Genomic DNA, 24870 nt, shown 5'->3' on the forward strand with positions numbered 1-24870 from the left:
TGTTTTGGGAAATGAACAGGCGGGAGTGCTTGCATCTCTTGACCGGGCTGGCCGGTGCCGCGCTCGCGGGCGAAGCGCGTGCGCAAGGCGCCGAGCCCAAAGCTGAACCCAAGGCGATGCCGACGATCACGCCGCCGGATCCAAATCCCAAGACACCCTCGTTCAAGCTGCCGCCGAAATCCTGCGACAGCCATACCCACATCTTTGGGCCGGCGTCCCGTTATCCCTTCTCTTCGAGCCGCCCCTACAACACCGCCGATGCCCCGCTGGAGACGTTCCGCAGTGTGCACGAGGCAATCGGCGTCGAGCGCTGTGTGATCGTGAATGCCACGGTGCACGGCACCGACAATCGCGTTGTCACCGATGCGATCGCGCAGAGCGAAGGTGCCTACAAGGGCATCGCCAATGTCAGCGACGAGATCAGCGAGATGGAGCTGGCGGCGCTCGACAAGGGCGGTATCTGCGGCTGCCGCTTTGCCTTCCTCAAGCGCCTCGGCGGCGTCGGCGACATGAACAAGTTCCAGCGCATCGTGCATCGCGTCGCCGAGCTCGGCTGGCATATCGACGTCTATTTCGAGCCGGGTACGATCGCCGAATTCGCGCCGATCCTGACCGCGCTGCCGGCGCCTTACGTGATCGATCACATGGGCACGGTGCAGGCCGCGAAGGGGCTCGACGATCCCGGCTTCACGGCGCTGCTCGATCTCCAGAAGAAGGACGAGAAGTGCTGGGTCAAGATCACCGGCCTCGAACGTGCTTCTGCCGCCGGCAAGCCCTTCCACGACGCCGTGCCGTTCGCGAAGGCGCTGATCGACAACGCGCCCGACCGCGTCATCTGGGGCACCGACTGGCCGCATCCCAACGTCAAGATCATGCCCAATGACGGCGAGATCGTCGATTTGATTCCTCTCTTCGCGCCGGACAAGGCGATCCAGCAGAAGCTGCTGGTCGACAATCCCGCACGCCTGTTCAAGTTCAGCTGATGAATATGATGTACACGCCGACCATTCCACCGCCCGATCCGAACACCCGCACGCCGAAGTTCAAGCTGCCAAAGCTGTCCTGCGACGCGCATTGCCATATCTTCGGTCCCGGCGCGAAATATCCCTATTCGCCCGACCGCTCCTACACGCCGCCGGATGCGCCGCTTGAAGACTTCAAGGCACTGCACGCCAAGCTTGGCGTGGAGCGCGCGGTCATCGTCAATGCCAGCGTGCACGGCGTCGACAACACGGTCGCGCTCGACGCCATTGCGCAGAGCAACGGTGCCTATCGTGCAGTCGCCAATATCGACGATACGATCACGGAGCAGGGGCTTCGCGTGCTGCACGAGGGCGGCTTCCGCGGCTGCCGCTTCAATTTCGTCCGGCATCTCGGCGGCGTCCCCGACAAGCGCGTGTTCAACCGCATCATCGCCATGGTCGCGCCGCTCGGCTGGCACATCGACCTGCATTTCGATGCGATCGATCTGCCCGAATATGCCGACATGCTGACAAGGCTGCCGCTAAGCTACACCATCGACCATATGGGACGGGTCAAGGCCTCCGACGGGCTCGACCAGTTGCCGTTCAGGATCCTGATCGAGCTGATGCAGCGTGACGAAAAATGCTGGGTCAAGATCTGCGGCTCGGAGCGGGTCTCGACCGCCGGCCCGCCCTTCACCGATGCAGTGCCTTTCGCGCGAAGGATCGTCGAGACCGCGCCCGATCGCATCATCTGGGGCACCGATTGGCCGCATCCCAACGTCAAGGTGATGCCGAATGATGGCGATCTCGTCGATTTGATCCCGCTGTTTGCGCCGGAGCCGGAGTTCCAGCAGAAGATTCTGGTCGATAATCCCGCGCGCCTGTTTGGATTCGACGAATGACCGCGATGGCGATCGACAAGCCGCGCGGGCGCGCCTGGTGGAAGGAGCTCTGGATCCAGGTGCTCATCGCCATGGCGGCCGGCATCGCGCTTGGCATCGTCAATCCGGAAGCCGGCGCGAAGATGCAGCCGCTCGGGGACGCCTTCATCAAGGCGATCCGGATGCTGATCGCGCCGATCATCTTCTGCACCGTCGTCCATGGCATCGCCCATATGGCGGACATGGCGCGGGTGGGCCGCGTCGCCGTCAAGGCCATCATCTATTTCGAAATCATGACCACGATCGCGCTGATCATCGGTCTCATCGCGGTCAATGTGCTCAAGCCCGGGGCCGGCATGAACATCGATCCCGCCGGCATCAATGCGAGCGCGGTCGAGCCCTACGTCAAGCAGACCGCCGTGATCGGCTTCGTGCCGTTCCTGATGAACATCGTGCCCGCGACTTTCATCGGCGCCTTTGCCGAGGGCAACATCCTCCAGGTGCTGTTCATTTCGGTGCTTTGCGGCTTTGCGCTGGTGCAACTCGGCGAACGCGCCGCGCCGCTGGTTCACTTGATCGACATCGCCGCCAAGATGGTGTTCGCCGTGGTCGGCTTCGTGATGTGGGCGGCGCCGATCGGCGCGTTTGGCGCGATCGCCTTTACCGTCGGTAAATTCGGCGTGGGATCGCTGGCCTCGCTCGGCAAGCTGCTGGGTGGGTTCTACCTTACTTGCGTCATCTTCATCATCGTGGCGCTCGGTCCCGTCGCGCGGCTCTGCGGTTTCTCGCTGCTCAAGCTGATCCGCTACATCTGGGAGGAGCTGCTGATCTGCATCGCCACCACATCGTCCGAGACGGTGTTGCCGCGGATGCTGACCAAGCTGGAGAAAGCGGGCTGCGAGAAAAGCGTGGTCGGGCTGGTGATCCCGACCGGCTATTCCTTCAATCTCGATGGGACCTGCCTCTACCTTGCCGCCGCCTCGGTGTTCCTGGCGCAGGCGACCAACACGCCGTTCGGGCTCGCCGAGCAGATCGAGCTGCTGCTGATCCTGCTCGTGACCTCCAAGGGCGCGGCGGGCATCGCGGGCGCGGCCTTCGTCGTGCTGGCGGCGACGCTGTCGGCCACCGGCGCCATTCCCGTGACCAGCGTCGCGCTGGTGCTCGGCATCCATCGCCTGATGTCGCAGGGGCTGACGCCGACCAATCTGATCGGGAACGCGGTCGCGACCATCGCGATTGCCAAATGGGAAGGCGCGCTCGACGGCGAGCGCTTGAAGCGTGTGCTCGACGGCGAGGAACCCGCGGCTGCCGCGGCCTGATGAAATTGCTGCCGGCATGACGCCGGCAGCCTATGATGTTGACGAACGAAAGAGGGGAGTTCTCCCATGAAAACAGGTCTCGTGGTTACCGCCCATCCCGGCGATTTCGTCTGGCGCGCCGGTGGCGCCATCGCGCTGCATGCGAAGAAGGGCTATCGCATGAAGATCGTCTGCATGTCCTTCGGCGAGCGCGGTGAGAGCCAGTTCGCATGGAAGGAGAAGGGCGCGACGCTGGAATCGGTCAAGGCCGGCCGCAAGGACGAGGCGGAGCGGGCGGCAAAGCTGCTGGGCGCCGAAATCGAGTTCTTCGACTGCGGCGACTATCCGCTGAAGCTGACCGAGGCGCATTTCGACCGCATGGTCGACATCTACCGCGAGCTCAATCCGAGCTTCGTGCTGACCCACGCGCTGGAAGATCCATACAATTTCGACCATCCGAACGCGGCGCATTTCGCCCAGGAGACCCGCGTCGTCGCGCAGGCCATGGGGCACAAGCCCGGTGCGCAGTACAAATATTCCGCGCCGCCGGTGTTCCTGTTCGAGCCGCACCAGCCGGAGCAGTGCAACTACAAGCCGGACCTGCTGCTCAAGATCGACGAAGTCTGGAAGGAGAAGTACGAGGCGTTCCAGATCCTCGCCGCGCAAAAGCACCTCTGGGGCTATTACGAGCGCGTCGCGCTCAATCGCGGTATCCAGGGCAGCCGTAACACCGGCGTGCCCATGACTTATGGCGAGGCCTACCAGCGCCTGTTCCCGACGGTTGCGGAGGAGCTGGCATGAAGCCCGTCGTCGTTCGCAACATCAAGCGTGCCGATCCCGCTGGCATGGCGGAGTACGGCGTCTCGACCGTGCACGAGGCCTATGGCCGCGTCGGCCTGATGAAGCCTTATCTGCGGCCCGTCTGGGCGGGCGCGTCGATCGCAGGGCCCGCCGTCACCGTACTGGCGCAACCCGGCGACAACTGGATGATCCATGTCGCGGTCGAACAGTGCAAGACGGGCGATATCCTCGTCGTCGGCTGCACCACCGACAATACCGATGGCATGTTCGGCGAACTGCTGGCGACCTCGTTGCAGGCGCGGGGCGTGCAGGGGCTGATCATCGATGCCGGCTGCCGCGACGTCAAAGCGCTGCACGAGATGAATTTTCCGGTGTGGTCGCGCGCAGTCTCGGCCAAGGGCACGGTCAAGGCCACGCTCGGCTCGGTCAACGTCCCCGTCGTCTGCGCCGGCGTCAATGTCGATCCCGGCGACATCATCGTCGCGGATGACGACGGCGTCGTCGTGGTACCGAAACGATATGCCGTCGAGGTCGCGGAGAAGGCGAAGAAGCGCAGCGCCGACGAGGGCGGGAAGCGCAAGCGCCTCGGCTCGGGTGAACTCGGCCTCGACATGTACAACATGCGCGAGGCGCTGGCGAAGGCGGGGCTGGTCTACGTCGACAACCCCGAAGACGTCTGAAGCGAAGGGAAGCCTGCGGATGGATCGTCTCAAGCTGAAGGCCGTGCTCGGCAGTCACCCTCACGTCAAGGCGGTGAAGAGCGGCGAACTCCGCTCCGACCTGTTTGACCTCGACTTCATCGAGTACACGCCGACCAACGCGGCGTTCAAGCCGATGGTGCGCGAGCAGGCGTTTGACGTCTGCGAGATGGCGATCGTCACCTATCTGATGGCGAAGGCGCACGGCAAGCCGCTGGTGCTGCTGCCGGCGACCATGATGGGCCGTTTCCAGCATACCCACGCGCTGTACAATCCCGCGAAGGGGACGCTCGGACCGTCCGATCTCGAGGGCAAGCGCGTCGGCATCCGCTCGTTCACGACGACGACCGGCGCCTGGATCAGGGGCATCCTCGCCAACGACTATGGCGTCAATCTCGACAAGATCCGCTGGGTGACGTTCGAGGATCCGCACGTTGCCGAATATGTCGACACCACCGAGCGCGCGCCAAAGGACAAGAAGGTCCTGCAGATGCTGCTCGACGGCGAGGTCGACGCCGTTCTCGGCGAGACCTCCGATAATCCCAAGCTGAAGTCGCTCTTCCCCGATCCCGCCGCGGAGGCCGCGACATGGTATGCGCGTCGCGGCGTGGTGCCGGTCAATCATCTCGTGGTCGTGACCGAGAGCCTCGCGAAATCGCGCCCCGATGTGGTCACAGGCGTCTATGATCTGCTCAAGCGGAACAAGGAACAGATGGGGCCTGCGGCGACGCCCGACTTTGTGCCGTTCGGGATCGAGGCCAATAGAAAGCCGTTGGAGCTGATCGTCGACTACGCATTCCAGCAGGCGCTGATTCCACGCCGCTATGCAGTCGAAGACCTGTTCGACCCGACGACACGAGGACTGATCTGATGGCAGATCCGAAGCGGTGGCAGATCGGGCTGGTTGGCTACGGCGAGGTCGGCCGGATCCTGGCCGAGGATCTGCGCCAGCAGGACATCAGGGTCGCTGCGTATGACATCAAGCTCGGCAGCGAGCAGGCCGCTGCGCTAAAGGAGCATGCGGCGAAGTTCGGCGTGGCGCTCGCGGCGTCTCATGCGGAGCTGACCGCAAAATCCGATTTCATCATCTCGGCCGTCACCGCGAGCCAGGCCGTCCCGGTCGCAAAGGCCTGCGCGGCGGCGATCAACCAGGGCACCTGGTTTCTCGACTTCAACTCGGCCTCGCCGGGCGCCAAGCAGCGCGCGGCAGCATTGATCGATGGCGCGGCCGGGCGCTACGTCGAGGGCGCCGTGATGACCTCGGTGCCGCCTTATCGGATCAAGGTGCCGCTGCTGCTCGGCGGTCCCGGCGCGAAGGAGCTCGAGCCGTTGCTGAACGCGATTGGTTTCGCAGCGAAGGTTGCGAGCGACAAGCTCGGTGTGTCCTCGGCCGTGAAGATGTGCCGCAGCATCATGATCAAGGGCCTCGAGGCCATGGTCATCGAAAGCTTCACCACCGCGCGCGCCTATGGTGTCGAGGATGCGGTGCTGGCGTCGCTCACGGAAACCTTTCCCGCGATTAATTGGGAGAAGCAGGGCGCCTATTTCTTCCAGCGCGTGATCGAGCACGGCCGCCGGCGCGCCGAAGAGGTGCGCGAGGTCGCGGAGACCGTGCGCAAGGCGGGGCTGACGCCGTGGTCGGCGCAGGGGACGGCCGAGCGTCAGGCCTGGGTCGCCGATCTCGCCGACGAGGGCCTGTTCGGAGTGAAGGGAACGAAGGAATTTGCGCGGAGCGCGGATTGGCGCACCGAGGCGGATCGAATTCTGGCGAAGATCAAACGTTAGAGCCGAGTACGGCGCTCAGCTCAGAACTTTGCCGCCATCGCGCTAGCCAGAGATCTCGTCGCGAGCGGCCTCGATCAAGTCGATCAGGCTCGTAGCTTCGCGGACGACGTCCTTGGGGCGCTCGGTCCTGAACTCGGTCAGGATCATGCGTATGCACTTGTCGGCGGTGTCGAGCGTCCACAGCGCGCGGGCCATGTCGTTCTGCGAATGGATGGCCGAGATGTCGAGACCCGACAGGACTTCACCGATGCCATTGAGTCGCTTGACGGCGGTTTCGGCGGGCGTATTGGCCCGAATAGACTGATAATCAATGCTGCTGAATGCGCTGAACATATCCATAACTTCCCCAGAGAACGCAGACGGTCAGTGCGCACGTCCCAGTATGGTTAGTGCCGCCTTTCCCGCAATGCGTTGGGCTACGGTCCGGGATTCTACCGGGTTCGGATTCGGCGGAAACCGGCGGTAAAATCGGATCGGAAAGGTACGATGATCAGCGATTTTTCGCGACAACCACACCGTTAGACGCCACGAGCATACCTGCCTTGTAAACAGCGCGGCCCTGCGGCACTGCGACGACAGCCTCCGGAACGTGTTCCGCATTCAGCGTCACGAAGTCCGCCTTGGCGCCGACGCGCAGGCCGTAGCCCTCGAGCCGCAACGCCTTGGCACCGGCCGCGGTGACGACATCGAAAGCGACGCGCAATTCCTCGTCGATGTTGAAGCCCGAGCGATAGCCGAGCGTGGTCGCCCGGCGCAGCATGTTGCCGTCGCCATAGGGCCACCAGGAATCGCGGATGTTGTCGTTGCCGCTGAACACGGTGACGCCGGCGTTGCGCAGCGCCAGGATCGGCGGGAAGGCGCGGGCGCCCGGTGCATTCGTCATGATCGCGACGCCGGAACGGGCGAGGATGTCGGCGACCGTCTTGAGCTGATCCGCGGAGATATCGCCGAGCCCATAGGCGTGGCTGATGGCAACATGGCCTTCCATGCCGAGCGCACGCGTGCGCTCCGCGATCTGCTCGATCTCGAAGGCGCCGAGCGTGCCCATGTCGTGCAGGTGAATGTCGACGTCCACGCCGTGCTTGCTGGCGACGCCGAACACCACGTCGAGATGCTTCTCGACATCGCGATCGAAACTCGCGGGATCGAGCCCGCCCACGAGGTTCGCGCCGAGGCCGATGGCTTCGTCCAGCAGTTGCGGTGTGCCCGGGCTCGCCAGGATGCCGCTTTGAGGGAACGCGACGAGCTGGATATCGATCAGGTCGCGATATTCCTCGCGCACGCGCAAGATCGTCTCCAGCGATTTCAGGCCGACCGAGCCGTCGACCATGACGTGGCTGCGCATCTGCGTTGAGCCATGGGCGATGCAGAGATCGAGCTGGTTGCGCGCCCGCACGTCCATCGGCGCCGCCTCCGCCATGTTCTGGGCCTGGAAGGCCACGCGTTCGTGCACGTTGAAGCCATTGGTGCATGGCTTGTGCGGGCGCCAGGCGTCGCCATAGAAGCTGGTGTCGAGATGAATGTGGCCTTCGACGAAGCCGGGAACGACGAGGGCGTTGCCGAGGTCGATCGTCTCGCCATCGCCCGTGGGCGCGTCAGGGGGCATGATCGCGGCGATGCGCCCGTCCTTGACCGCGATGTGATGGCGAGCCCCGCCGTCGAAGCGGGCGTTCAGGAAGATCTTGTCGAAGGCCATCCGGTTGCTCCGTTGGTCGATTGGAGTTGCACGAGCGGTTCAGTTTGTCGGCTTAAACAGTGTCGCTCGCTTCCGCTCAAAGGTCTGCCGCCCGTTCTTGAACCCCATCAGGATATCCGGCAGCTCGGCGATGGCGAAGCGGCTATCCTGCGTGTCGAGCACGACGAGATCGGCGGGCTTGCCGACCGCGATCCCGTAATCCCCGAGGTTCATCAGCCGCGCCGGTAGTTCGGTGACGAGATCAAGGCAGGTATCGAAATCGCCGACGGCGGCGTGGGCGACATTGGCGTAAAAGTTCGCCATCCGCAGCAGCGAGGCATCGCCGAACGGCGTGAAGGGATTGAGCACGTTGTTGGTCGCGACCGAGCAGACGATACCGTCGCGCGCGAGCTTGTGCGCGAGCGTCAGCCCGCGCGGCGCGTTGTGGGTGGCATCGCGTCCCATCAAATAGAGATCGGTCGCGGGCAGCACGGTGACGGCAACACCGGCCTTTGCCAATTGCGCGATGGCAGCCTTCAGCCGTTCCGGCGGCAAGGCCGAGAGTTTCGTAACATGCCCGATCGCGACGCGACCACCATAGTTGCGCTGTTCGGTCTGCCGGCAGACCTCGTCGAGATGCGACCAGGACGGATCGAGGTCGAAGTCGAGATGGAGATCGACGTCGAGGTCGAATTGCCGGGCGAGGTCGAAGATGCGCGCGAGATGCGCGTTCGGATCGGTGTCCGTATAAGGGCAGCCGCCGATCGCATCGGCTCCCTCGCGCAAGGCCTGAACCAGCAGCTCTTCAGCCCCGGGATCGTTGGTCAGGCCTTCCTGCGGGAAGACGCAAAGCGACAGATCGATCGCCCAGGCGTAATCGCGCTTGAGCCTCTTGACCGCTTCGAAGCTGCGCAGACCGATGCGCGGGTCGATCTCGACATGGGTACGCATCCGCGTCGTGCCGTGGACGATGGCGCGCTCGAGCACCTTTGCGCCGCGTGCATAGACATCGTCGACGCCGAAATCCCGCTTCATCGCCGAAACGGCACGGATGGCATCACTGAGCGTGCCGTGGATGTGCCCGCAGCGTTCGAGCAGGCACGCCTTGTCGAGATGGATGTGGGTGTCGACGAAGCCGGGCAGGGCCAGCCGCCCCCCGACATCGACCTCGACCGCCTCGCAGGCCAGCCTGGGTTCGATTGCGGCAATACGTCCGCTCTTCACGCCAATATCGACGGGCGCAGGGGATGATCGCAACAGGGCGTTGCGGAAGATCATGTCGAAGGCGGTCTGCACGGTCATGGCGAGGAATCTGGCTGGAGAACCTATGGTAGTCGGCGAGGTCGCGCCTGTGCAGCAATGTAGCGGAGACCAAGGGCCAGCCGCCATATCGAAAGCTGTGATAGCTGATAGACGCAGGCTGGTCTGGCGGCAGGCCTGCGCCTGGGCTATCAACCTCTCGATTGCGCCCGGCATGGAGGCGCAACCCGCTTTCAGGAGCCCCCGATGCGTCTACCCGCCGTTCTCTTGGCCTTCACTTGTCTTGCCGGTGCAGCGTCCGCCGAAGATCTGTCGGGCACGCTCCAGAAGGTCAAGGAGACCAAGAAGATCACGCTGGGCTATCAGGAAGCCTCCGTGCCCTTCAGCTATCTCGACGGCAACCAGAAGCCGGTGGGCTTCGCCATGGATATCTGCCTCAAGATCGTCGACGCCGTGAAGAAGCAGCTTGGCATGCCCGACATTGCCGTCGACACTGTCGCCGTGACGTCGTCGAACCGCATCCCGTTGATGGTGAACGGGACGCTCGACCTGCACTGCTCGGCGACCACCAACAATGCCGACCGCCAGAAGCAGGTCGCCTTCACCAACACGCACTTCCTCAGCGCGACGCGCTTTGCGGCCAAGAAGGCCGCCAAGATCAACACCATCGACGATCTCAAGGGCAAGGCCGTGACCGCGGTCGCAGGCTCGGTCAATCTGAACCAGCTCGCCAAGGTCAATACCGAACGCAATCTCGGCATCAGAATCATGCCGGCCGTGGATCAGGCCGAGGCGTTCCTGCTGCTCGAGACCGACCGCGCGCAGGCCTACGCACTCGACGACGTCCAGCTCGCCGTCGCCATTGCACGCTCGAAGGAGCCGGCCCTGTTCATGATCAGCGAAGAGACGTTTGCGAAGGCCGAGCCCTTCGGGATCATGCTGCGGCGGGAGGACGCGCCGTTCAAGGCGCTGGCCGATCGCGCCACCGCGGAGCTCTATGCGAGCCCGGAGATCGAGGTGCTCTACAGGAAGTGGCTGGAATCCCCGACGCCGCCGAACGGCATCAACTACAATGTTCCGATGTCGACGGCCTTGCGCAATGCCTTCAAGAACCCGAGCTCGAGCGCCGATCCGGACGTGTATCTGGTGAAGTGAGGCGAGGGCGCTAGCGCGTCCGCGGCGTGTCGAGCAGCCGGCCGGCGAGCGCCGCACCGACCACCGCGATCGCGGCCATCGCTAGCGCCCACGAGACGAACAACCGGTGACCAATCAGCGCGCCGCTCAGAAGCGGGGCGCTGATATTTGCACCCGACATCAGCGACTGGTTGAGGCCCATGATCATGCCCTGGCGGTTGATCGCGGTCGACCGCGACAATTCCGCCGTCAGCGTGCTGCGGGCGAACATGGTGCCGACGATGATCAGCGTCAGATAGAGAGCGAGCAGGCTGATGTTGCTCCCGGCGGCGAGGCCGGCAAATCCAAGGCCCATGCAGGCGAACGCCGCCATCACGATGCTGCGGTCGGAGGCGACGAGGTTCGCACGCGTGATCAGCAGGCCCTGGACCACCATGTTGATGAAGCCGGCATAGGCGAACATCCAGCCGAGCTCGCGTGCGCCGAAGGGATGGCCGTCCCAGGAGAACCGCGCCGACAGGAACAGGCCGATCTGCGACAGGAACATCGAGTTGACGAAGAAGAACACGATCAGCAGGCCGAGCAGGCGCCAGGCGTAGCGCATGCCGAACAGGCTGCGGGTCAGCGTCGGCTCGGGCACGCGATGCTGGTAGAGCGGTTCGGACGCCGGATGGTCGGGCGGAAGCAGGGCGATCGTTGCGAGAATGCTGATGAGCGAGAGCGCGGCCGCGGCCCACACCGGTGCGGTCTGGCCGTAATGGACGAGGAAGCTCGACAGCGCAGGTCCCAGCAGCAGCCCGGTTCCGATCGCGCCGCTGGTCATGCCGAGCGCCTGCTTGCGCGTCGCCGGTGCGCTATGCTCGGCGGCATAGGCATGCGCGACCGAGATGTTGCCTGAGGTCAGGCCATCGATGATGCGGGCCAGGAACACCAGCGTCAGGTTGCCGGCCAGCGCGAGCAGGACAAATCCGATCAGGGTCCCGATCTGGCTGATGACGAGAACCTTCCGCCGTCCGTAGCGGTCGGACAGAATGCCGACCACGGGACCGGCGATCAGCTGGCAAACGGCATAGACCGAGATCAGTGCGCCGACCAGGAACGGCGTGGCGCCGAGCCGCTGCGAATAGAACGGCAGCAGCGGCAGGATGATGCCCATCCCCGTGGCATCCACGGCTACGACGACGAAGGTCGGGACCAGCGACAGCGCGCTCTCGCCCGCGATCGCCTGCCGTGCCTCTGCCGTGGAACCCGGGCCCATATCGCGTTGTCCTCGTTCGCGTTTGCGTGATCGATCCCGATACGCAGGATTATATAGTTGCAGGCTAATAGTTCGTGTCCTATCTAATTTGCATGGCACCCTCGCAAGGCTATATCCACGGCGAAATCGGCCGGCTCATCACGCGCCTTGCCCGCATCTGGCGGCGCGAGTCGGATCAGGCGCTGTCCGATCATGGCCTGTCCTATGCGACGGCGATCCCGCTGCTGGTGCTGTCGCGGCAGGGAGAGACCGTCCGTCAGGGCGTCCTGGCCGACGAGCTCGGCATCGAGGGGCCCTCGCTGGTGCGGCTGATCGATCTGCTCCAGGCCGAGGGACTGGTGGAGCGGCGCGAGGACCCGACCGACCGGCGTGCCAAAACGCTCCATCTGACGAAAGCGGGCGAGGCCAAGGTCGAGGAGACCAACCGGATCTTGCGGCGCGTACGGGCGAGCCTGCTGAAAGATATCCCGCCGGAGGAACTTGCGATAACCTTCGAGACGCTCCAGCGCATCGAGCGGCGGGCCAGCCTGCTTGAGGCAAAGGCGCTTCCAGAGGCGAAATAGTCATGCGCGCGGAAGAGCCGTTCCTGGTCCGCCATGCGGACCTCATTTTTGCATTGAAGACGTTTGCCGCGTCGATGCTGGCGCTGGTCATTGCGCTTGCGATGGACCTGCCGCGGCCGTATTGGGCGATGGCCACCGTCTACATCACCTCGCAACCGCTTGCCGGCGCGACCAGCTCGAAGGCCTTCTTCCGCGTGATGGGTACGCTGGTCGGCGCGACCATGACGGTCGCGCTGGTGCCGAACCTCATCAACGCGCCCGAGCTGTTGTGCCTCGCCATCGCGCTCTGGGTCGGGCTCTGCCTGTATCTCTCGCTGCTCGACGGTACGCCACGCAGCTACGTCTTCATGCTGGCCGGATACACCGTCGCGCTGATCGGCTTTCCCTCGGTGTCTGAGCCCGGAGCGATCTTCGACACTGCGGTGGCAAGGCTCGAGGAAATCTCGCTCGGCATCATCTGCGCCAGCCTGGTCTCGACCATCGTGTTTCCCCGCAGCGTCGCGCCCGCGGTCGCCGGCCGTGTCGACACCTGGCTCCTGGATGCACGCCGCCTCAGTCAGGTCGTCCTGCTGCGCGAGGGCACCAACGAAACCCGCCGCGGCAAGCGTCTCAAGCTTGCGACCGATATCGTCGAGATCGACACGCTCTCCACCCATCTCGCCTATGACCGGCTGACCGATCGCAACGCGGTGACCGGCCTCGGCGAAATCCGGCTGCGCATGCTGATGCTGCTGCCCGTGATCGCCTCGCTGGAGGATCGGCTGGCGGCGCTCGGGGAGGAGGCCCTGCGCCGGCAACCCGAACTGAAGCGATTGCTGGAGGATCTGGCGCAATGGATCGTCAGCGACGTCGGCGCACGGCAGCCGGCCGAGCGGAGTCGCGCCATGATCGCCGAGCGGCAGGCCGTGCTCGATGACAGCGCGTCCTGGGAGCGGATCATCATCACGAGCTTGCTGTCGCGACTGCGCGAGCTCGTCGATCTCTCGCGCGACTGCCGCGAGCTGAGCAAGGCGATCGCCGAGAATCGCAACGTCTCGACGCTCGATCTGGCCTTCCATTCCGAAGCCGGCGCCGCGCCGGTACGTCACCGGGATCGCGGACTAGCGCTGTGGTCGGCGGCCGGCGCGGCCGTGGCGATCCTGATCTGCTGCGCGTTCTGGATCGGCACGGGCTGGCCCGACGGCGCCTCGGCACCGATGATGGCGGCGGTCGCCTGTTCGTTCTTCGCAGCCCAGGACGAGCCGGCGCGCTTCATCCGCAGCTTCGGGCTGTGGTCTCTGGTCGCCATCGTGGTGGTCGCGATCTATCTGTTCGCGCTGGTGCCTGCGATCTCCCATATCGAGGTTCTGGTCGTCGCGCTGGCGCCGACCTTCCTGCTCTATGGCTTCCTGATCGCGCGGCCGGCAACGGCGGGCACCGGCATGGCGCTCGCGGCCAACACCGCAACGCTGCTTGCGCTGCAATCGACCTACATCGCGGATTTCGCCTCCTACGCCAATTCCGCCGTCGCTTTCTTCGTCGGCGTCCTCATCGCCGAGATCGTGACGCGGATCGCGCGCGGGGTGGGCGCAGAGTGGATTGCCAATCGTCTGGTGCTGTCGAGCTGGATCACCATCGCGGTCGCTGCCGAGCGGCGGGGAAAACGCGACCGCGCGGAGTTCGCCGGCCTCATGCTGCACCGGCTCGGGCTGCTGGTGCAGCGCATCGCCTTCCTGTCCGAGAGCGATCGGCGCGACGCCGACAGCCTCGTGCAGCTCCGCATCGGCATCAACATCATCGATTTGCGCCGTGCGCGCTACGGGCTTGGGGTATCGACGATCTCGGTGATCGACGACATGCTCGACCAGCTAGCTATCGCCTGCCGCAGCTATGCGGGCGGAGGAATGCCGCGCGAACTCCTGACCAGCGTCGACCGGGCGCTGGCCCAGGCGGTGAAGGATCCCAATGATAGCGCGCGGGAAGATGCGCTGATCGGCCTCGTCGGCATCCGCCGTGGCCTGTTCCCGGACGCGCCGGCCTATCGGCCGCGCGCAGATGCGAGTGTGGCGGCATGAGATACGTGATCGACATCTATGGCGTGCTCGTGCCGGCGCTCCTGCTCTGGATCATCGTTGCCTATGTGCTGAGTGCGATTCTGCGCCGGCTGATGCAGCGCTTCGACCTCTACCGGCTGGTCTGGCACCGCGCACTGTTCGATTTCGCGATTTTCGTCTGCCTTCTCGGCGGCGTCGTCTATCTCTCGGAGTATCTCTCATGAAGGGGAATTTTGCTTGGATCGGCCGGCTTGCGGTCACGGTCATCGTGGTCGTCGTGGCGCTCGGCGTGGGTCGCGAGCTCTGGGTCTATTACATGGAGTCGCCGTGGACGCGTGACGGCCGTGTGCGCGCCGACGTGGTGCAGGTCGCGCCTGACGTCTCCGGCTTCGTCACCGATGTGCTCGTCAAGGACAACCAGAAGGTCCATCGCGGCGATGTGCTGTTCAAGATCGACCGCGACCGGTTCGCGTTGGCGCTGCGGCAGGCTGACGCGTCGGTGGCGGGTCATCAGGCGACGCTCGATCAGGCCAATGCCGATTTGAAGCGCTACAGCACCCTGACGACCGATGCCGTCTCGCAACAGAAACAGGAGCAGGTGCTGGCGACCCAGCTTCAGGCCAAGGCGGCCTTCGATGCGGCGGTTGCCGACCGCGCGGTCGCCCAGCTCAATCTCGATCGCAGCGAGGTCCGGGCGTCCGTGAACGGCGTGATCACCAACATGGATCTGCGGCCCGGCGCTTACGTCACCGCCGGGAAGGGCGTGATGGCGCTGGTCGACAGCGACACGCTGCACGTGGAAGGCTATTTCGAGGAGACGAAGCTCGCGCGCATCCGCGTGGGCGACAAGGTGCAGGTTCGCCTGATGGGCGAGAAGGGCACGCTCTCAGGTCATGTCGAGAGCATCGCCGCCGGCATCGAGGATCGCGACCGCGCCGAGGGCGCAAGCCTGCTCGCCAACGTCAACCCGACCTTCAGCTGGGTGCGGCTCGCCCAGCGCGTGCCGGTGCGCATCGCGCTGGATCCGGTGCCTGATGGGATGTCGCTGGTCGCCGGACGTTCGGCCACCGTGGAGGTATTGGACTAACGCAGCGAGCAGATGATCACGCTTGGCTTGGGGAAAACCGGCAACAAGCGTTTCAATGCCAGATCGTAAGGCTGATCCTGACGCGCGTGTATGAGTCGGGGATCTGTATGGGCGTTTGGTTTTTAGTCCTAGCAGCCTGCGTCGTCGGCGCGTTGCTCGTTCTGGCGTTCTGCCGATAGTGCCGACAGCGGATGCATTTGTTGCTGCGAAGCATCAGCGAGCCGCGGAATGGCGGTTCCAGATCGATGGTTTTTGACTGTGCATGGATGAGCGCGTTCACTTCCGGGATTGGAGGCGGACGTGAGCTGGTTGTTTGTGTTTTTCATTGCCGCGAGTGCAGTCGTTCTGATCGCCCATGCGATTGACGCGATGCGTTCTTGAATTTGCCTGTGTCTCGGTGTCGTCGGTAGCTCGGTAAGCGCCGAAAAGAGCCGAGGGGGCGAGCGTCAATTTGAGGAACCTGGCCCTGCGGGCCAAGTTTGTCACAGCAGGAGGAATACGATCATGCTTGCGTTCTATCTGCCGATCATCATTTTCGGAGCGATGCTCGAAGCGATTTCAGGCCGGAAAGTATCGCCGCCAAGCGACGACTAGTCGCCGATCCTGTTGCGCCGGCTCCAGTGCTGACGCGCCAACATCCGGCTAGATATTCGAGTACTTCTTCAGCTCGAACCGCGCGATCTGATTCCGGTGCACTTCGTCCGGCCCATCCGCGAGGCGCAGCAGGCGCGCGGTGGCGTAGGCCTGGGTCAGGCCAAAATCGTTCGAGGTGCCGCCGCCGCCGTGGGCCTGGATCGCCCAGTCGATGATCTGGCAGGCCATGTTGGGCACGGCGACCTTGATCATCGCGATCTCGGCCTTCGCGACCTTGTTGCCGACGGTGTCCATCGCGTAAGCCGCGTTCAGCGTCAGCAGCCGGGCCTGTTCGATCATGATGCGGGCTTCGGCAATGCGCTCCTGGGTTACCGTCTGCTCCGAGACCGGCTTGCCGAAGGCGACGCGGCTGCGCACGCGCCGGCACATCTTTTCCAGCGTGCGTTCGGCAAGTCCGATCAGCCGCATGCAATGATGGATGCGGCCGCCGGGTCCGAGGCGGCCCTGCGCGATCTCGAAACCGCGGCCTTCGCCGAGCAGCATGTTCTCCTTGGGGACCCGCACATTGGTGAAGATCACCTCCGAGGCGCGGTCGGGTACGCCATAGAAGCCGAACACGGGCAGGGGCCGCTTGACCTCGACGCCGGGCGTGTCCATCGGCACCAGGATCATCGATTGCTGCTTGTGGCGATCGGCATTGTCAGGATCGGTCTTGCCCATGAAGATGCAGATCTTGCAGCGCGGGTCGGTCGCGTTGGTCGTGTACCATTTGCGCCCGTTGATGACGTAATGGTCGCCGTCGCGCACGATCGAGCTTTCGATGTTGGTCGCGTCGGATGAGGCGACCGCAGGCTCGGTCATGGCGAAGCAGGAGCGGATTTCGCCTGCGAGCAGCGGCTTCAGCCAGCGCTCCTTGTCCTTCTCCGTACCGTAGCGCTCCAGCACTTCCATGTTGCCGGTGTCGGGCGCCGAGCAGTTGAACACCTCCGGCGCCAGATGCGAGCGGCCCATGACCTCGCAGAGCGGGGCATATTCGAGATTGGTGAGGCCCGCGCCGTGGCTGGACTCCGGCAGGAACAGGTTCCAGAGGCCCTCGGCGCGCGCGAGCGGCTTCAGCTCCTCGACGACTGGATAGACCTTCCACGGCCCAAGCTCTTCCGCCTCGCGATAAAATCGCTCCTCGTTCGGGTAGATGTGCCGGTCCATGAAACTCTCGAGCTTGCGCTTGAGCTCGACGACTTTTGGCGACATCGGGTAGAGCATGCTGGACCTCCTCAGGCGTCGGGCTAGTCGATCTCGAGATATTCCGGGTCGGCGAGTTTCGGGAACGGCGCGGCCGGCAGCGTCTGGTACCAGAACGCCACGGACGCGATGTCGTCCTGCAGCGGGAGGTATTTCGCCTCCTTGAGTCCCGTCCGCCAGCCCAGCGCCTGGATGGTGACGCGAAGGTCGCTCTGGAAGCGGATGGGATCGGGGATGTGCCAGCGATACATGCCGAAGCGCTGCTGCGATTTGTAGACGCCGTCGGGACGGATCACCTGCGGCAGGCCGGCATAGGGCGTGGTGAATTCCTGGTAGCGCGATTGCTGCACGGCGCCGCGACCGGAATGGGCCACATAGGGATCGAAATTATACGCACCGCAGAAATAATCCTCGGTGCCGGTGCCGCAAATGGTCGGGAATTCACCGTCGCCGTCGATGAAGAACTTGATCTCGCCTTCGCCCCACCAGCCGTTGTTGTTGACGCCCCAGGCCATGTAGGTGCCGATATACTGGCCGCGCCCGCTGACGCCGTCGAGGATGGTGTAGATCTCCTTGTAGGGCAGCGGATTGGTGCGGCGGAATTGCGCGTGGAAATAGGCGCAGTCCTCGGGCACTTCGGTCAGCGTGTAGTTGATCTGGTAGTAGACGGTCAGCGCTTCCTCGCTGCGGTTCTCCATCGTGAAGCGTGCGCGCTTCCGGAAGGGCATTTCCCAATAGCAGTTGAATGCGCGGCCTGGATTGACGCAGACGGCGAGCGACGTCACCTGCGCAAACTCCTCCCATCCGCAGGCGAAGAAGTCGCCGGCGGGGCATTCGACGCTCGGATGCTCCTGGCCGTCCCAGTAGACCCGCAGGATCGAATGGCGCAGCCGTCCCCGCGCCAGCGTCATCCAGATCTGCTGGATGGCGCCCTGGCCCTCGATATCGGCAAGTGTGAACGTCGTCCCGGGCTCGATCACGACAAAGGGCGAAACCTTCCAGCCCTGCCCAAGGTCACGGGCCTGAGGCGCCGCGGGCCCGTCGACGGACATGCCGCCCTTGCCCTTTTCGCCAGTGAAATTCTCGGGGCTGATCGAACGCGTCTGTGCGTTCGACAGGCGCGACAGATTGCCGAGATGCAGGCCCAATCCGGAAAACGCCATGATGTCCTCAATCAGGGGTTAGCGATGCCTCGGATATATCGCCGGCGAATCTACCAAAAGATGAAGATGATCGCGCAATGAGAGGGGCCAAACCTACCCGACGCGGTACGCCTTGAATTTCTCGCGCAGCGCAGATTTGAGCACCTTGCCGGTGCCGGTCATCGGGAATTCGTCGAGGAATTCGACCGCATCCGGCATCCACCAGCTCGCGATCCTGGGACGCATATGGTCGAGCAGGGTCTTGCCGTCGACGGTCGCGCCCTTCTTGCGGACGACCAGAAGCAGGGGGCGCTCCTGCCATTTTTCGTGCGCAATGGCGACCACGGCGGCCTGCAGCACATCGGGATGGGACAGGGCGATGTCCTCGAGCTGGATCGAGGAGATCCATTCGCCGCCGGATTTGATCACGTCCTTGGAGCGGTCGGTCAGCGTGACGTGGCCCTGCGGATCGATCACGGCCATGTCGCCGGTGATCAGCCAGCCGTCGCGATCGAGGCCTTCCTCCAGCTTCATGTAGCCGGAGGCGACCCAGGGGGCCGCGGGCGCGCAGATGGCCGACCGTCTTGCCGTCGCGCGGCAGCTCAACGCCGCCATCATCGACGATACGCAAGGCGGTGCCGAAGCAGGCGCGGCCAGAGACCTGGCGTCGATCGAATTTTTCGGTGTCGCTGAGATGCTCCGACCCGGGCCGCAAGCCCGGCATCGAACAACCCAGGGCCTCAGTCATGCCCCACGCCTGGATATAGTCGACGGCGTAGTCACGTTTGAGCTTCTCGACCATCGCGCGCGGTGGTGCCGAGCCCGACGACAGCGTTGCACGTAGCGTCGAAAACTTGTTGCCGGTGCGGCCGAGCCAGTCGAGCAGGATCAGCCAGAAACTCGGCACGCCCGCGGACAGCGTCACTTTCTCGCCATCGAGCAGCTCGTAGAGTTTTTCGGGCTCGTAATTGCGGCCGGGCAACACCAGCTTCGAACCGGTATAGGGCGCCGTGAACGGCATGTTCCAGCCATTGCCGTGAAACAGCGGCGCCATCGGCATCATCACCTCGCGCACGCCTTCGACATGCCCGGTGAGGAAGTCGAAGCTGCAACACGTCATGGTCTGCAGGATCGCGGCGCGGTGCGAATAGATCACGCCCTTGGGATTGCCCGTCGTGCCCGAGGTGTAGCAGATGGTGGAGGCGGATTTCTCGTCGAACAGCGGCCAGGCGAAACCTGTATCGCTCTCCTTGTCGAGAAGCTCCTCGTAGCAATGCACGTTCGCAAGCTTCGTCTCCGGCATGCGCTCGCGCGACGACATGACCACGTAGGCTTCGATCGTCGTCAGCTGCGGCGCGATCGCCTCGACAATCGGCAGCGTGGCGCGGTCGACGAAGAGGACGCGATCTTCGGCGTGATTGATGATGTAGACGAGCTGTTCGGGAAACAGCCGCGGATTGACGGTGTGCAGCACGTAGCCCATGCCGGGCGCGGCGTAGAACATCTCGAAATGGCGATGGGTATTCCAGGCCAGCGTCCCGACGCGATCGCCTTGCTTCATGCCGAGCCGCCTGAGCGCCAGCGCCATGCGCTTGATGCGCGGATGGGCGTCTGCATAGGTATAGCGATGGATATCGCCCTCGATTTCGCGCGCGACGATCTCGGCCTCGCCGTGATAGTCGGCGGCATACTGGATCAGGCCACTGATCAGCAGCGGCATGTCCATCATCAATCCCTGCATTGTCCCCTCCGGATCGCCAGTGACGTTCTGAAATGACGTCGTTGCGTGGCATAGGCGTGTGATTTGCACGGAAGGTTAGCGGAACGTCCCGCGGCGTTCACGCAAAAAGCGAGGGATGAGATTGCATGCGTCACTTTTTCGGGGCTAACGTGCGATGAGCTGTCGGCGAAGCTGCGTTCGCCGTGGAGGAAATCGATGTCAGCGGAAAGACACAAGACCGGTACAACCGGCGAATCTACGGTCGACATTGCCGCACTCCGCGCGCGCTATCGCGATGAGCGCGACCTGCGTCTGCGCAGCGAAGGCAAGGCACAATATGTCGAGGTGACAGGCGATTTCGGTCGTTACCTCGACGATCCCTGGGCCGATCCCGGATTTGCGCGCGAGCCCGTCAGCGAAGAGACCGAGGTCGTCATCGTGGGCGGCGGCTTCGGCGGCTTGCTGTGTGGCGCACGTCTGCGTGCGGCCGGCATCACTGATTTCCGCATCGTGGAAAAGGCGGCCGATTTCGGCGGCACCTGGTACTGGAATCGCTATCCTGGTGCGTCCTGCGATACCGAGAGCTACATCTATCTACCGCTGCTGGAAGAGACCGGCTACATGCCGGTGCGCAAATATGCGCGTGCGCCGGAGATCTACGAACACTCGCGCCGCATCGGCCGTCACTTCGGCCTCTACGAGCGCGCGCTGTTTCAGACCGTCATCTCGCGCATGACGTGGCAGGAGCAGGAGGCACGCTGGCTGGTCGAGACCGATCGCGGCGATCGCATCCGCGCACGCTTCGTCATCCTTGCCGGCGGTCCGCTCAGCCGGCCGAAGCTGCCCGGCATTCCCGGCATCGAAAGCTTCAAGGGCCACAGCTTTCACACCAGCCGCTGGGACTATTCCTACACCGGCGGCACCGCGGAGGGCGGTCTCGATGGTCTCGCCGACAAGCGCGTCGGCATCATCGGCACCGGCGCCACCGCCGTGCAGTGCGTGCCGCATCTCGGCCGCTCGGCAAAGGAGCTTTTCGTGTTCCAGCGCACCCCATCGGCGATCGGCGTGCGCGACGACCGGCCGACGGATCAATCCTGGGCTGAAGGCCTGAAACCCGGCTGGCAGCGCGAGCGGATGGACAATTTCACCGCCGTGATTTCGGGCGAGCCGTTCGAGCAGGATCTCGTGCAGGACGGCTGGACCGGCCTGCTCGGCGAGATCTTGCTGGCGCCGCGTCGTCAGCCACAACCGGTGACCTCGATGGAAGAGGCGCTGAAGGTGATCGAGCAGGCCGACTATCGCAAGATGGAGGAGATCCGGGCCCGCGTCGACGCCGTGGTCAAGGACGAGGCAGCCGCCGCAGCGCTAAAACCCTGGTACAAGGCGTTCTGCAAGCGGCCGTGCTTTCACGACGAATATCTCGACACGTTCAATCGCGCCAACGTGCATCTCGTCGACACCGGGGGCAGGGGCGTCGATCGCATCACCGAGAATGCGGTCGTCGTCGACGGCAAGGCCTACGAGCTGGACTGCCTGATCTATGCCAGCGGTTTCGAGGTCGGCACCGACTATGCGCGGCGCATGGGCTTCGAGATCTATGGCCGCGACGGCGTCAGCCTGTCCGAGCGCTGGCGCGATGGCGTCAAGACGATGCACGGCTTCTACAGCCGAGGCTTTCCGAACTGCTTCCTGATCGTGACGGTGCAGGCCGGCCAGAGCGCCAATTTTCCGCACATCATCGACGAGCAATCGCAGCACATCGCCTATATCATCGATCAGGCGCGCAAGCGCGGTGCGAGGACGCTGGAGCCGACGCTCGCCGCCGAGAATGCCTGGGTCGACGAAGTGGTGAAGGCCGCGGTCGGCCGCCAGACCTACCTCGCCGAATGCACGCCGGGCTATTACAACAATGAAGGGGTGTTCGATCCGATCGCGGCGCGCAACAGCCAGTATTGGCGCGGGCCGATGGCCTTCCTCCGGCTGCTCGCCAAATGGCGGAAGGAAGGCGGCCTGGACGGATTGGAATTGACCTATGGAGCGGACGCGAAGACCGACGGCGCCCAGGTCCCGGCATGATCCCGGCTCCCACAGGTGCGACGCGGCTTTACGTCATCGTCGGCGATCCCATCGCCCAGGTGCGTTCACCTGCGGGAGTCTCGGCCGAGTTCGCGGCGCGCGGCCATGACGGGATCCTCGTTCCGGTTCAGGTTGCGACCGCTGATCTGCCGGAGTTTCTCTCGGTGGCGGGCCGATTGATGAACCTCGACGGCATCGTCGTGACCATTCCACACAAATTCGCCTGCTACCAGGCCTGCGCCAGTACGACGGAACGTGCGCACTTCCTGCGCACCGTCAATTTGATGCGCCGGCGTGCCGACGGTTCATGGCACGGCGACATGGTGGACGGTCTCGGCTTCGTCGGCGCCGCGCGGGCGAAGGGGATCGATCCCCGCGGCATGCGGGCGCTGCTGGTCGGCGCGGGCGGTGCCGGTTCGGCCATCGCGCTCGCCTTGGTCGAGGCCGGCGTCGGCGAACTGGCAATTCACGACAGCGCGGCCGAGCGCCGCGACACGCTGATCGGCCGGCTCAACGGGCTCGGCAAAGCGCCCGTGCGGGCAGGCACTGTCGATCCCGCAGGTTTCGACTTCGTCGCCAATGCTACACCCGCCGGGATGAAGCAGGGCGATCCGCTGCCGGTCGATGTCACGCGGCTGGCGCCGTCGGCCTATTGCGGCTGCGTGATCACCAAGCCCGAAATCTCGCCCTTCATCGCAGCGGCACGGGCGCTCGGCTGCGTGACGGCGACCGGCACCGACATGTACCGGCAACACCAGGGCATCATGGTGGATTTCCTGCTCGGGATCGATGGCGATTGATAAGCCTTTGATTCATGTCAAGCGCATTGCTTGCATTGATTGCATCGGTCGGGGCTTGAGCGGGCGCGGCTGGCGTAGGATCATGCCCGCGCGCGAGCCGGTCGCGTAAAGTCGAAGGAAGGGACCACGGAATGATCAAGGGCAGGGCCGTTGCGACGGCGACGATTGGCGCGGCCGCGCTGCTGTTGTCCCTGGCTTCTGCGGCCCATGCCGCGCAATGCGGCAACGGACCCGGCGGCTTCGAGGCCTGGAAGCGGGAGTTCAGCGCGGAGGCGCAGGGCAAGGGCATCGGCCAGACCGCGATCTCGGCGCTGATGCAGACCAATTACGCCAGCGCGACCATCGGCGCCGATCGCAGCCAGCACAGTTTTTCACTGTCGCTCGACCAGTTTCTGGCCAAGCGCGGTGCCACCACGATCGTCGCGCGCGGCCGGTCGCTGAAGCAGTCGCAGGCGGCGATGTTCGCCTCGATCGAGCAGCGCTACGGCGTGCCACCGGGGCCGTTGATCGCGATCTGGGGCATGGAGACCGGTTTCGGCAGCCAGCGCGGCAACCAGAACATGCTCTCGTCGATCGCGACGCTCGCCTATGACTGCCGCCGTCCCGAATTCTTCACCGAGCAGCTCTATGCAGCGCTGAAGCTGGTCGACCGTGGCGTGCTGTCGGGATCCACCCGCGGCTCCATGCATGGCGAGGTTGGCCAGACCCAGTTCATGCCCAAGAACATCCTGGCCTACGGCACCGGCAATCTCGAGGTCGCCGCCAACGCGCTGAGCTCGACCGCGAACTTCCTCAAGGCCAATGGCTGGCGTGCGGGAGCCGGCTACCAGCCGGGTGAGCCGAATTTCGCCGCCATCCAGGCCTGGAACGCGGCAGGCGTCTATCAGAAGGCCATCGCACTAATGGGACGTCAGATCGACGGGGGAGGCGGGGCGGCAGCAGCGCGTTGAGGGTACTCCGCAAGGCGTGACCTGCTTAAGAGAGAAAGTTGTTGCTTTCAGGAACCGACGGCATGAGGTTTGCTTAGATCAAGTTCAGGGCTGGGCATGAGGAGAACTCAACATGGCTACCCAGATCGTGATGGACCAGACCGGCGATACACGCCACGAGTTTGATCCTGAAAATGCCGAAGCGTTGGCGCGGGCCGAACAACGCTTTCGGGAGCTGACGGGTGCGGGCTTTACCGCCGCGTACCGGACCGGGCCCGGCGAAGTCACGCGTATCAAATCGTTCGACCCGACCGCGCAGGAAACGCTGTTCTATCCCCGCCTGGTCGGCGGTTGATCTGAACGGCCGATGATCGCGGTCTTCAGGCTTCGCGCGCCCGCGCGAGCGCGTTTGCACGCGCTCCGCGAGCTCTACCGGCGCTTCTTCGGCGAGAACACGCCCGAGGCGCGCGGGCGGCGGCTGCTGGCCGAATGGCTGTCTGAAGAGCAGCGCGCACAGTTCGAGCAGCACCGGCATTTCGATGTCATCGGTTGCGACAGCGGCAAGCGCTATCGCATCCACTACGGCACCGCCGCCAACGTCCACGAGGTCGACAATGCCGGAAATGCGACGATGGGGTGGTGCTTCGTCCCGTCAGGCTTCCTGGTGCCGGGCGACGTGATGCTGGCGCAGAAGATCGCGCTCGAGACGGACGAGAAAGGCGCGCTGGCGCTGGCGAACCGGTTTCCGCCGACAACGCATTCCGAGCATTTTTACCGGCGGCCGTTCTAGCTTTCAAAACCGGCGCGACGCCCTAGTAGTGCGAGGTGCGGTAGGCATCCAACGCATGCGCAGCGAACACGCCGATTGCGCAGAGGGCAAGCAAGGCTGAGATCAGCTCGATCATGACGCACGTCCCTGTATGATTTTG

24 protein-coding genes and 1 pseudogene are annotated in these 24870 nt (G+C 64.2%); 18 read left to right on the forward strand and 7 right to left on the reverse strand.

Annotated features, from left to right (window positions below; genetic code table 11):
• Positions 1-11 precede the first annotated feature (11 nt).
• The 7 genes from NLM32_RS20760 (at position 12) to NLM32_RS20790 (ending at position 6428) form a co-directional block, all read left to right on the forward strand.
• Positions 12-983, forward strand: coding sequence for an amidohydrolase (locus NLM32_RS20760; RefSeq protein WP_254130756.1), 972 nt, complete (start codon positions 12-14; stop codon positions 981-983).
• Positions 983-1867, forward strand: coding sequence for an amidohydrolase (locus NLM32_RS20765; protein ID WP_254130757.1), 885 nt, complete (start codon positions 983-985; stop codon positions 1865-1867). The genes NLM32_RS20760 and NLM32_RS20765 overlap by 1 nt, the downstream gene beginning before the upstream one ends.
• Complete coding sequence (gene dctA, locus NLM32_RS20770) at positions 1864-3165, forward strand: C4-dicarboxylate transporter DctA (protein WP_254130758.1); 1302 nt, start codon at positions 1864-1866, stop codon at positions 3163-3165. Before NLM32_RS20765 ends, dctA begins: the two co-directional genes overlap by 4 nt.
• Positions 3166-3231: 66 nt before the next feature.
• Positions 3232-3945, forward strand: coding sequence for a PIG-L deacetylase family protein (locus NLM32_RS20775; protein ID WP_011086622.1), 714 nt, complete (start codon positions 3232-3234; stop codon positions 3943-3945).
• The gene (locus NLM32_RS20780) at positions 3942-4625 is read left to right on the forward strand and encodes a 4-carboxy-4-hydroxy-2-oxoadipate aldolase/oxaloacetate decarboxylase (RefSeq protein WP_254130759.1); all 684 of its coding nucleotides are present in this window, start codon (positions 3942-3944) and stop codon (positions 4623-4625) included. The genes NLM32_RS20775 and NLM32_RS20780 overlap by 4 nt, the downstream gene beginning before the upstream one ends.
• Before the next feature lie 19 nt (positions 4626-4644).
• Positions 4645-5514 (forward strand): ABC transporter substrate-binding protein, encoded by an 870-nt coding sequence (locus NLM32_RS20785; RefSeq protein ID WP_254130760.1) that lies wholly within the window; start codon positions 4645-4647, stop codon positions 5512-5514.
• Complete coding sequence (locus NLM32_RS20790; RefSeq protein ID WP_375143566.1) at positions 5514-6428, forward strand: DUF1932 domain-containing protein; 915 nt, start codon at positions 5514-5516, stop codon at positions 6426-6428. The genes NLM32_RS20785 and NLM32_RS20790 overlap by 1 nt, the downstream gene beginning before the upstream one ends.
• Before the next feature lie 42 nt (positions 6429-6470).
• Here the strand turns inward: NLM32_RS20790 and NLM32_RS20795 are convergent, their stop codons facing one another.
• The 3 genes from NLM32_RS20795 to NLM32_RS20805 all read right to left on the reverse strand — a co-directional run bounded on the left by NLM32_RS20795 (position 6471) and on the right by NLM32_RS20805 (position 9405).
• Complete coding sequence (locus tag NLM32_RS20795; RefSeq protein ID WP_254130761.1) at positions 6471-6761, reverse strand: hypothetical protein; 291 nt, start codon at positions 6759-6761, stop codon at positions 6471-6473.
• A gap of 157 nt (positions 6762-6918) precedes the next feature.
• Positions 6919-8124 (reverse strand): amidohydrolase family protein, encoded by a 1206-nt coding sequence (locus tag NLM32_RS20800; RefSeq protein WP_254130762.1) that lies wholly within the window; start codon positions 8122-8124, stop codon positions 6919-6921.
• Positions 8125-8163: 39 nt separating this feature from the next.
• Positions 8164-9405, reverse strand: a complete 1242-nt coding sequence (locus NLM32_RS20805; protein ID WP_254130763.1) for an amidohydrolase family protein — start codon at positions 9403-9405, stop codon at positions 8164-8166.
• A gap of 204 nt (positions 9406-9609) precedes the next feature.
• Here NLM32_RS20805 and NLM32_RS20810 point away from each other — a divergent pair, with 204 nt between their 5' ends.
• Positions 9610-10518: an amino acid ABC transporter substrate-binding protein gene (locus NLM32_RS20810; protein ID WP_254130764.1), complete on the forward strand. Its 909-nt coding sequence runs from the start codon at positions 9610-9612 to the stop codon at positions 10516-10518.
• A gap of 10 nt (positions 10519-10528) precedes the next feature.
• On the opposite strand, the gene NLM32_RS20815 is transcribed toward NLM32_RS20810, so the two are convergent.
• On the reverse strand, positions 10529-11755 hold the full coding sequence (locus tag NLM32_RS20815; protein ID WP_254130765.1) for an MFS transporter: 1227 nt from the start codon (positions 11753-11755) through the stop codon (positions 10529-10531).
• A gap of 92 nt (positions 11756-11847) precedes the next feature.
• Between NLM32_RS20815 and NLM32_RS20820 the strand changes: the two genes are divergently transcribed.
• From NLM32_RS20820 to NLM32_RS20835, 4 genes are read left to right on the forward strand one after another with little or no spacing between them, the layout of a single operon-like run.
• On the forward strand, positions 11848-12318 hold the full coding sequence (locus tag NLM32_RS20820) for a MarR family winged helix-turn-helix transcriptional regulator (RefSeq protein WP_254135378.1): 471 nt from the start codon (positions 11848-11850) through the stop codon (positions 12316-12318).
• 2 nt (positions 12319-12320) lie between these two features.
• Positions 12321-14372, forward strand: a complete 2052-nt coding sequence (locus tag NLM32_RS20825; protein WP_254130766.1) for an FUSC family protein — start codon at positions 12321-12323, stop codon at positions 14370-14372.
• Positions 14369-14575 (forward strand): DUF1656 domain-containing protein, encoded by a 207-nt coding sequence (locus NLM32_RS20830; RefSeq protein ID WP_212027832.1) that lies wholly within the window; start codon positions 14369-14371, stop codon positions 14573-14575. The genes NLM32_RS20825 and NLM32_RS20830 overlap by 4 nt, the downstream gene beginning before the upstream one ends.
• Complete coding sequence (locus NLM32_RS20835; RefSeq protein WP_254130767.1) at positions 14572-15438, forward strand: HlyD family secretion protein; 867 nt, start codon at positions 14572-14574, stop codon at positions 15436-15438. Before NLM32_RS20830 ends, NLM32_RS20835 begins: the two co-directional genes overlap by 4 nt.
• 642 nt (positions 15439-16080) lie before the next feature.
• Here NLM32_RS20835 and NLM32_RS20840 read toward each other — a convergent pair.
• From NLM32_RS20840 to NLM32_RS20850, 3 genes and pseudogenes are all read right to left on the reverse strand, one after another.
• The gene (locus tag NLM32_RS20840; RefSeq protein ID WP_254130768.1) at positions 16081-17295 is read right to left on the reverse strand and encodes an acyl-CoA dehydrogenase family protein; all 1215 of its coding nucleotides are present in this window, start codon (positions 17293-17295) and stop codon (positions 16081-16083) included.
• Positions 17296-17318: 23 nt separating this feature from the next.
• Entirely contained in the window at positions 17319-18437 is a 1119-nt protein-coding gene (locus NLM32_RS20845) for a glycoside hydrolase family 172 protein (protein WP_254130769.1), read from the reverse strand.
• 93 nt (positions 18438-18530) lie between these two features.
• Positions 18531-20115: pseudogene (locus tag NLM32_RS20850) on the reverse strand (long-chain fatty acid--CoA ligase).
• Here NLM32_RS20850 and NLM32_RS20855 point away from each other — a divergent pair.
• The 6 genes from NLM32_RS20855 (at position 20044) to NLM32_RS20880 (ending at position 24731) form a co-directional block, all read left to right on the forward strand.
• A complete protein-coding gene (locus tag NLM32_RS20855; protein ID WP_254135573.1) occupies positions 20044-20193 on the forward strand; it encodes a hypothetical protein in 150 nt (49 codons plus the stop codon). The pseudogene NLM32_RS20850 and the gene NLM32_RS20855 sit on opposite strands and share 72 nt — an antisense overlap.
• A 159-nt stretch (positions 20194-20352) precedes the next feature.
• Positions 20353-22212: an NAD(P)/FAD-dependent oxidoreductase gene (locus NLM32_RS20860; RefSeq protein ID WP_254130770.1), complete on the forward strand. Its 1860-nt coding sequence runs from the start codon at positions 20353-20355 to the stop codon at positions 22210-22212.
• Complete coding sequence (locus NLM32_RS20865; protein ID WP_254130771.1) at positions 22209-23012, forward strand: shikimate dehydrogenase; 804 nt, start codon at positions 22209-22211, stop codon at positions 23010-23012. Before NLM32_RS20860 ends, NLM32_RS20865 begins: the two co-directional genes overlap by 4 nt.
• Before the next feature lie 131 nt (positions 23013-23143).
• Entirely contained in the window at positions 23144-23962 is an 819-nt protein-coding gene (locus NLM32_RS20870) for a lytic transglycosylase domain-containing protein (RefSeq protein WP_254130772.1), read from the forward strand.
• 112 nt (positions 23963-24074) lie between these two features.
• Positions 24075-24296 carry a hypothetical protein gene (locus NLM32_RS20875; RefSeq protein WP_092230347.1) on the forward strand — a complete coding sequence of 74 codons (222 nt, stop codon included), beginning with the start codon at positions 24075-24077 and terminating at the stop codon, positions 24294-24296.
• Positions 24297-24308: 12 nt separating this feature from the next.
• On the forward strand, positions 24309-24731 hold the full coding sequence (locus NLM32_RS20880) for a hypothetical protein (protein ID WP_254130773.1): 423 nt from the start codon (positions 24309-24311) through the stop codon (positions 24729-24731).
• Positions 24732-24870 lie beyond the last annotated feature (139 nt).

Origin of the sequence: Bradyrhizobium sp. CCGUVB14, assembly GCF_024199935.1 — a bacterium.
GTDB lineage: Bacteria > Pseudomonadota > Alphaproteobacteria > Rhizobiales > Xanthobacteraceae > Bradyrhizobium.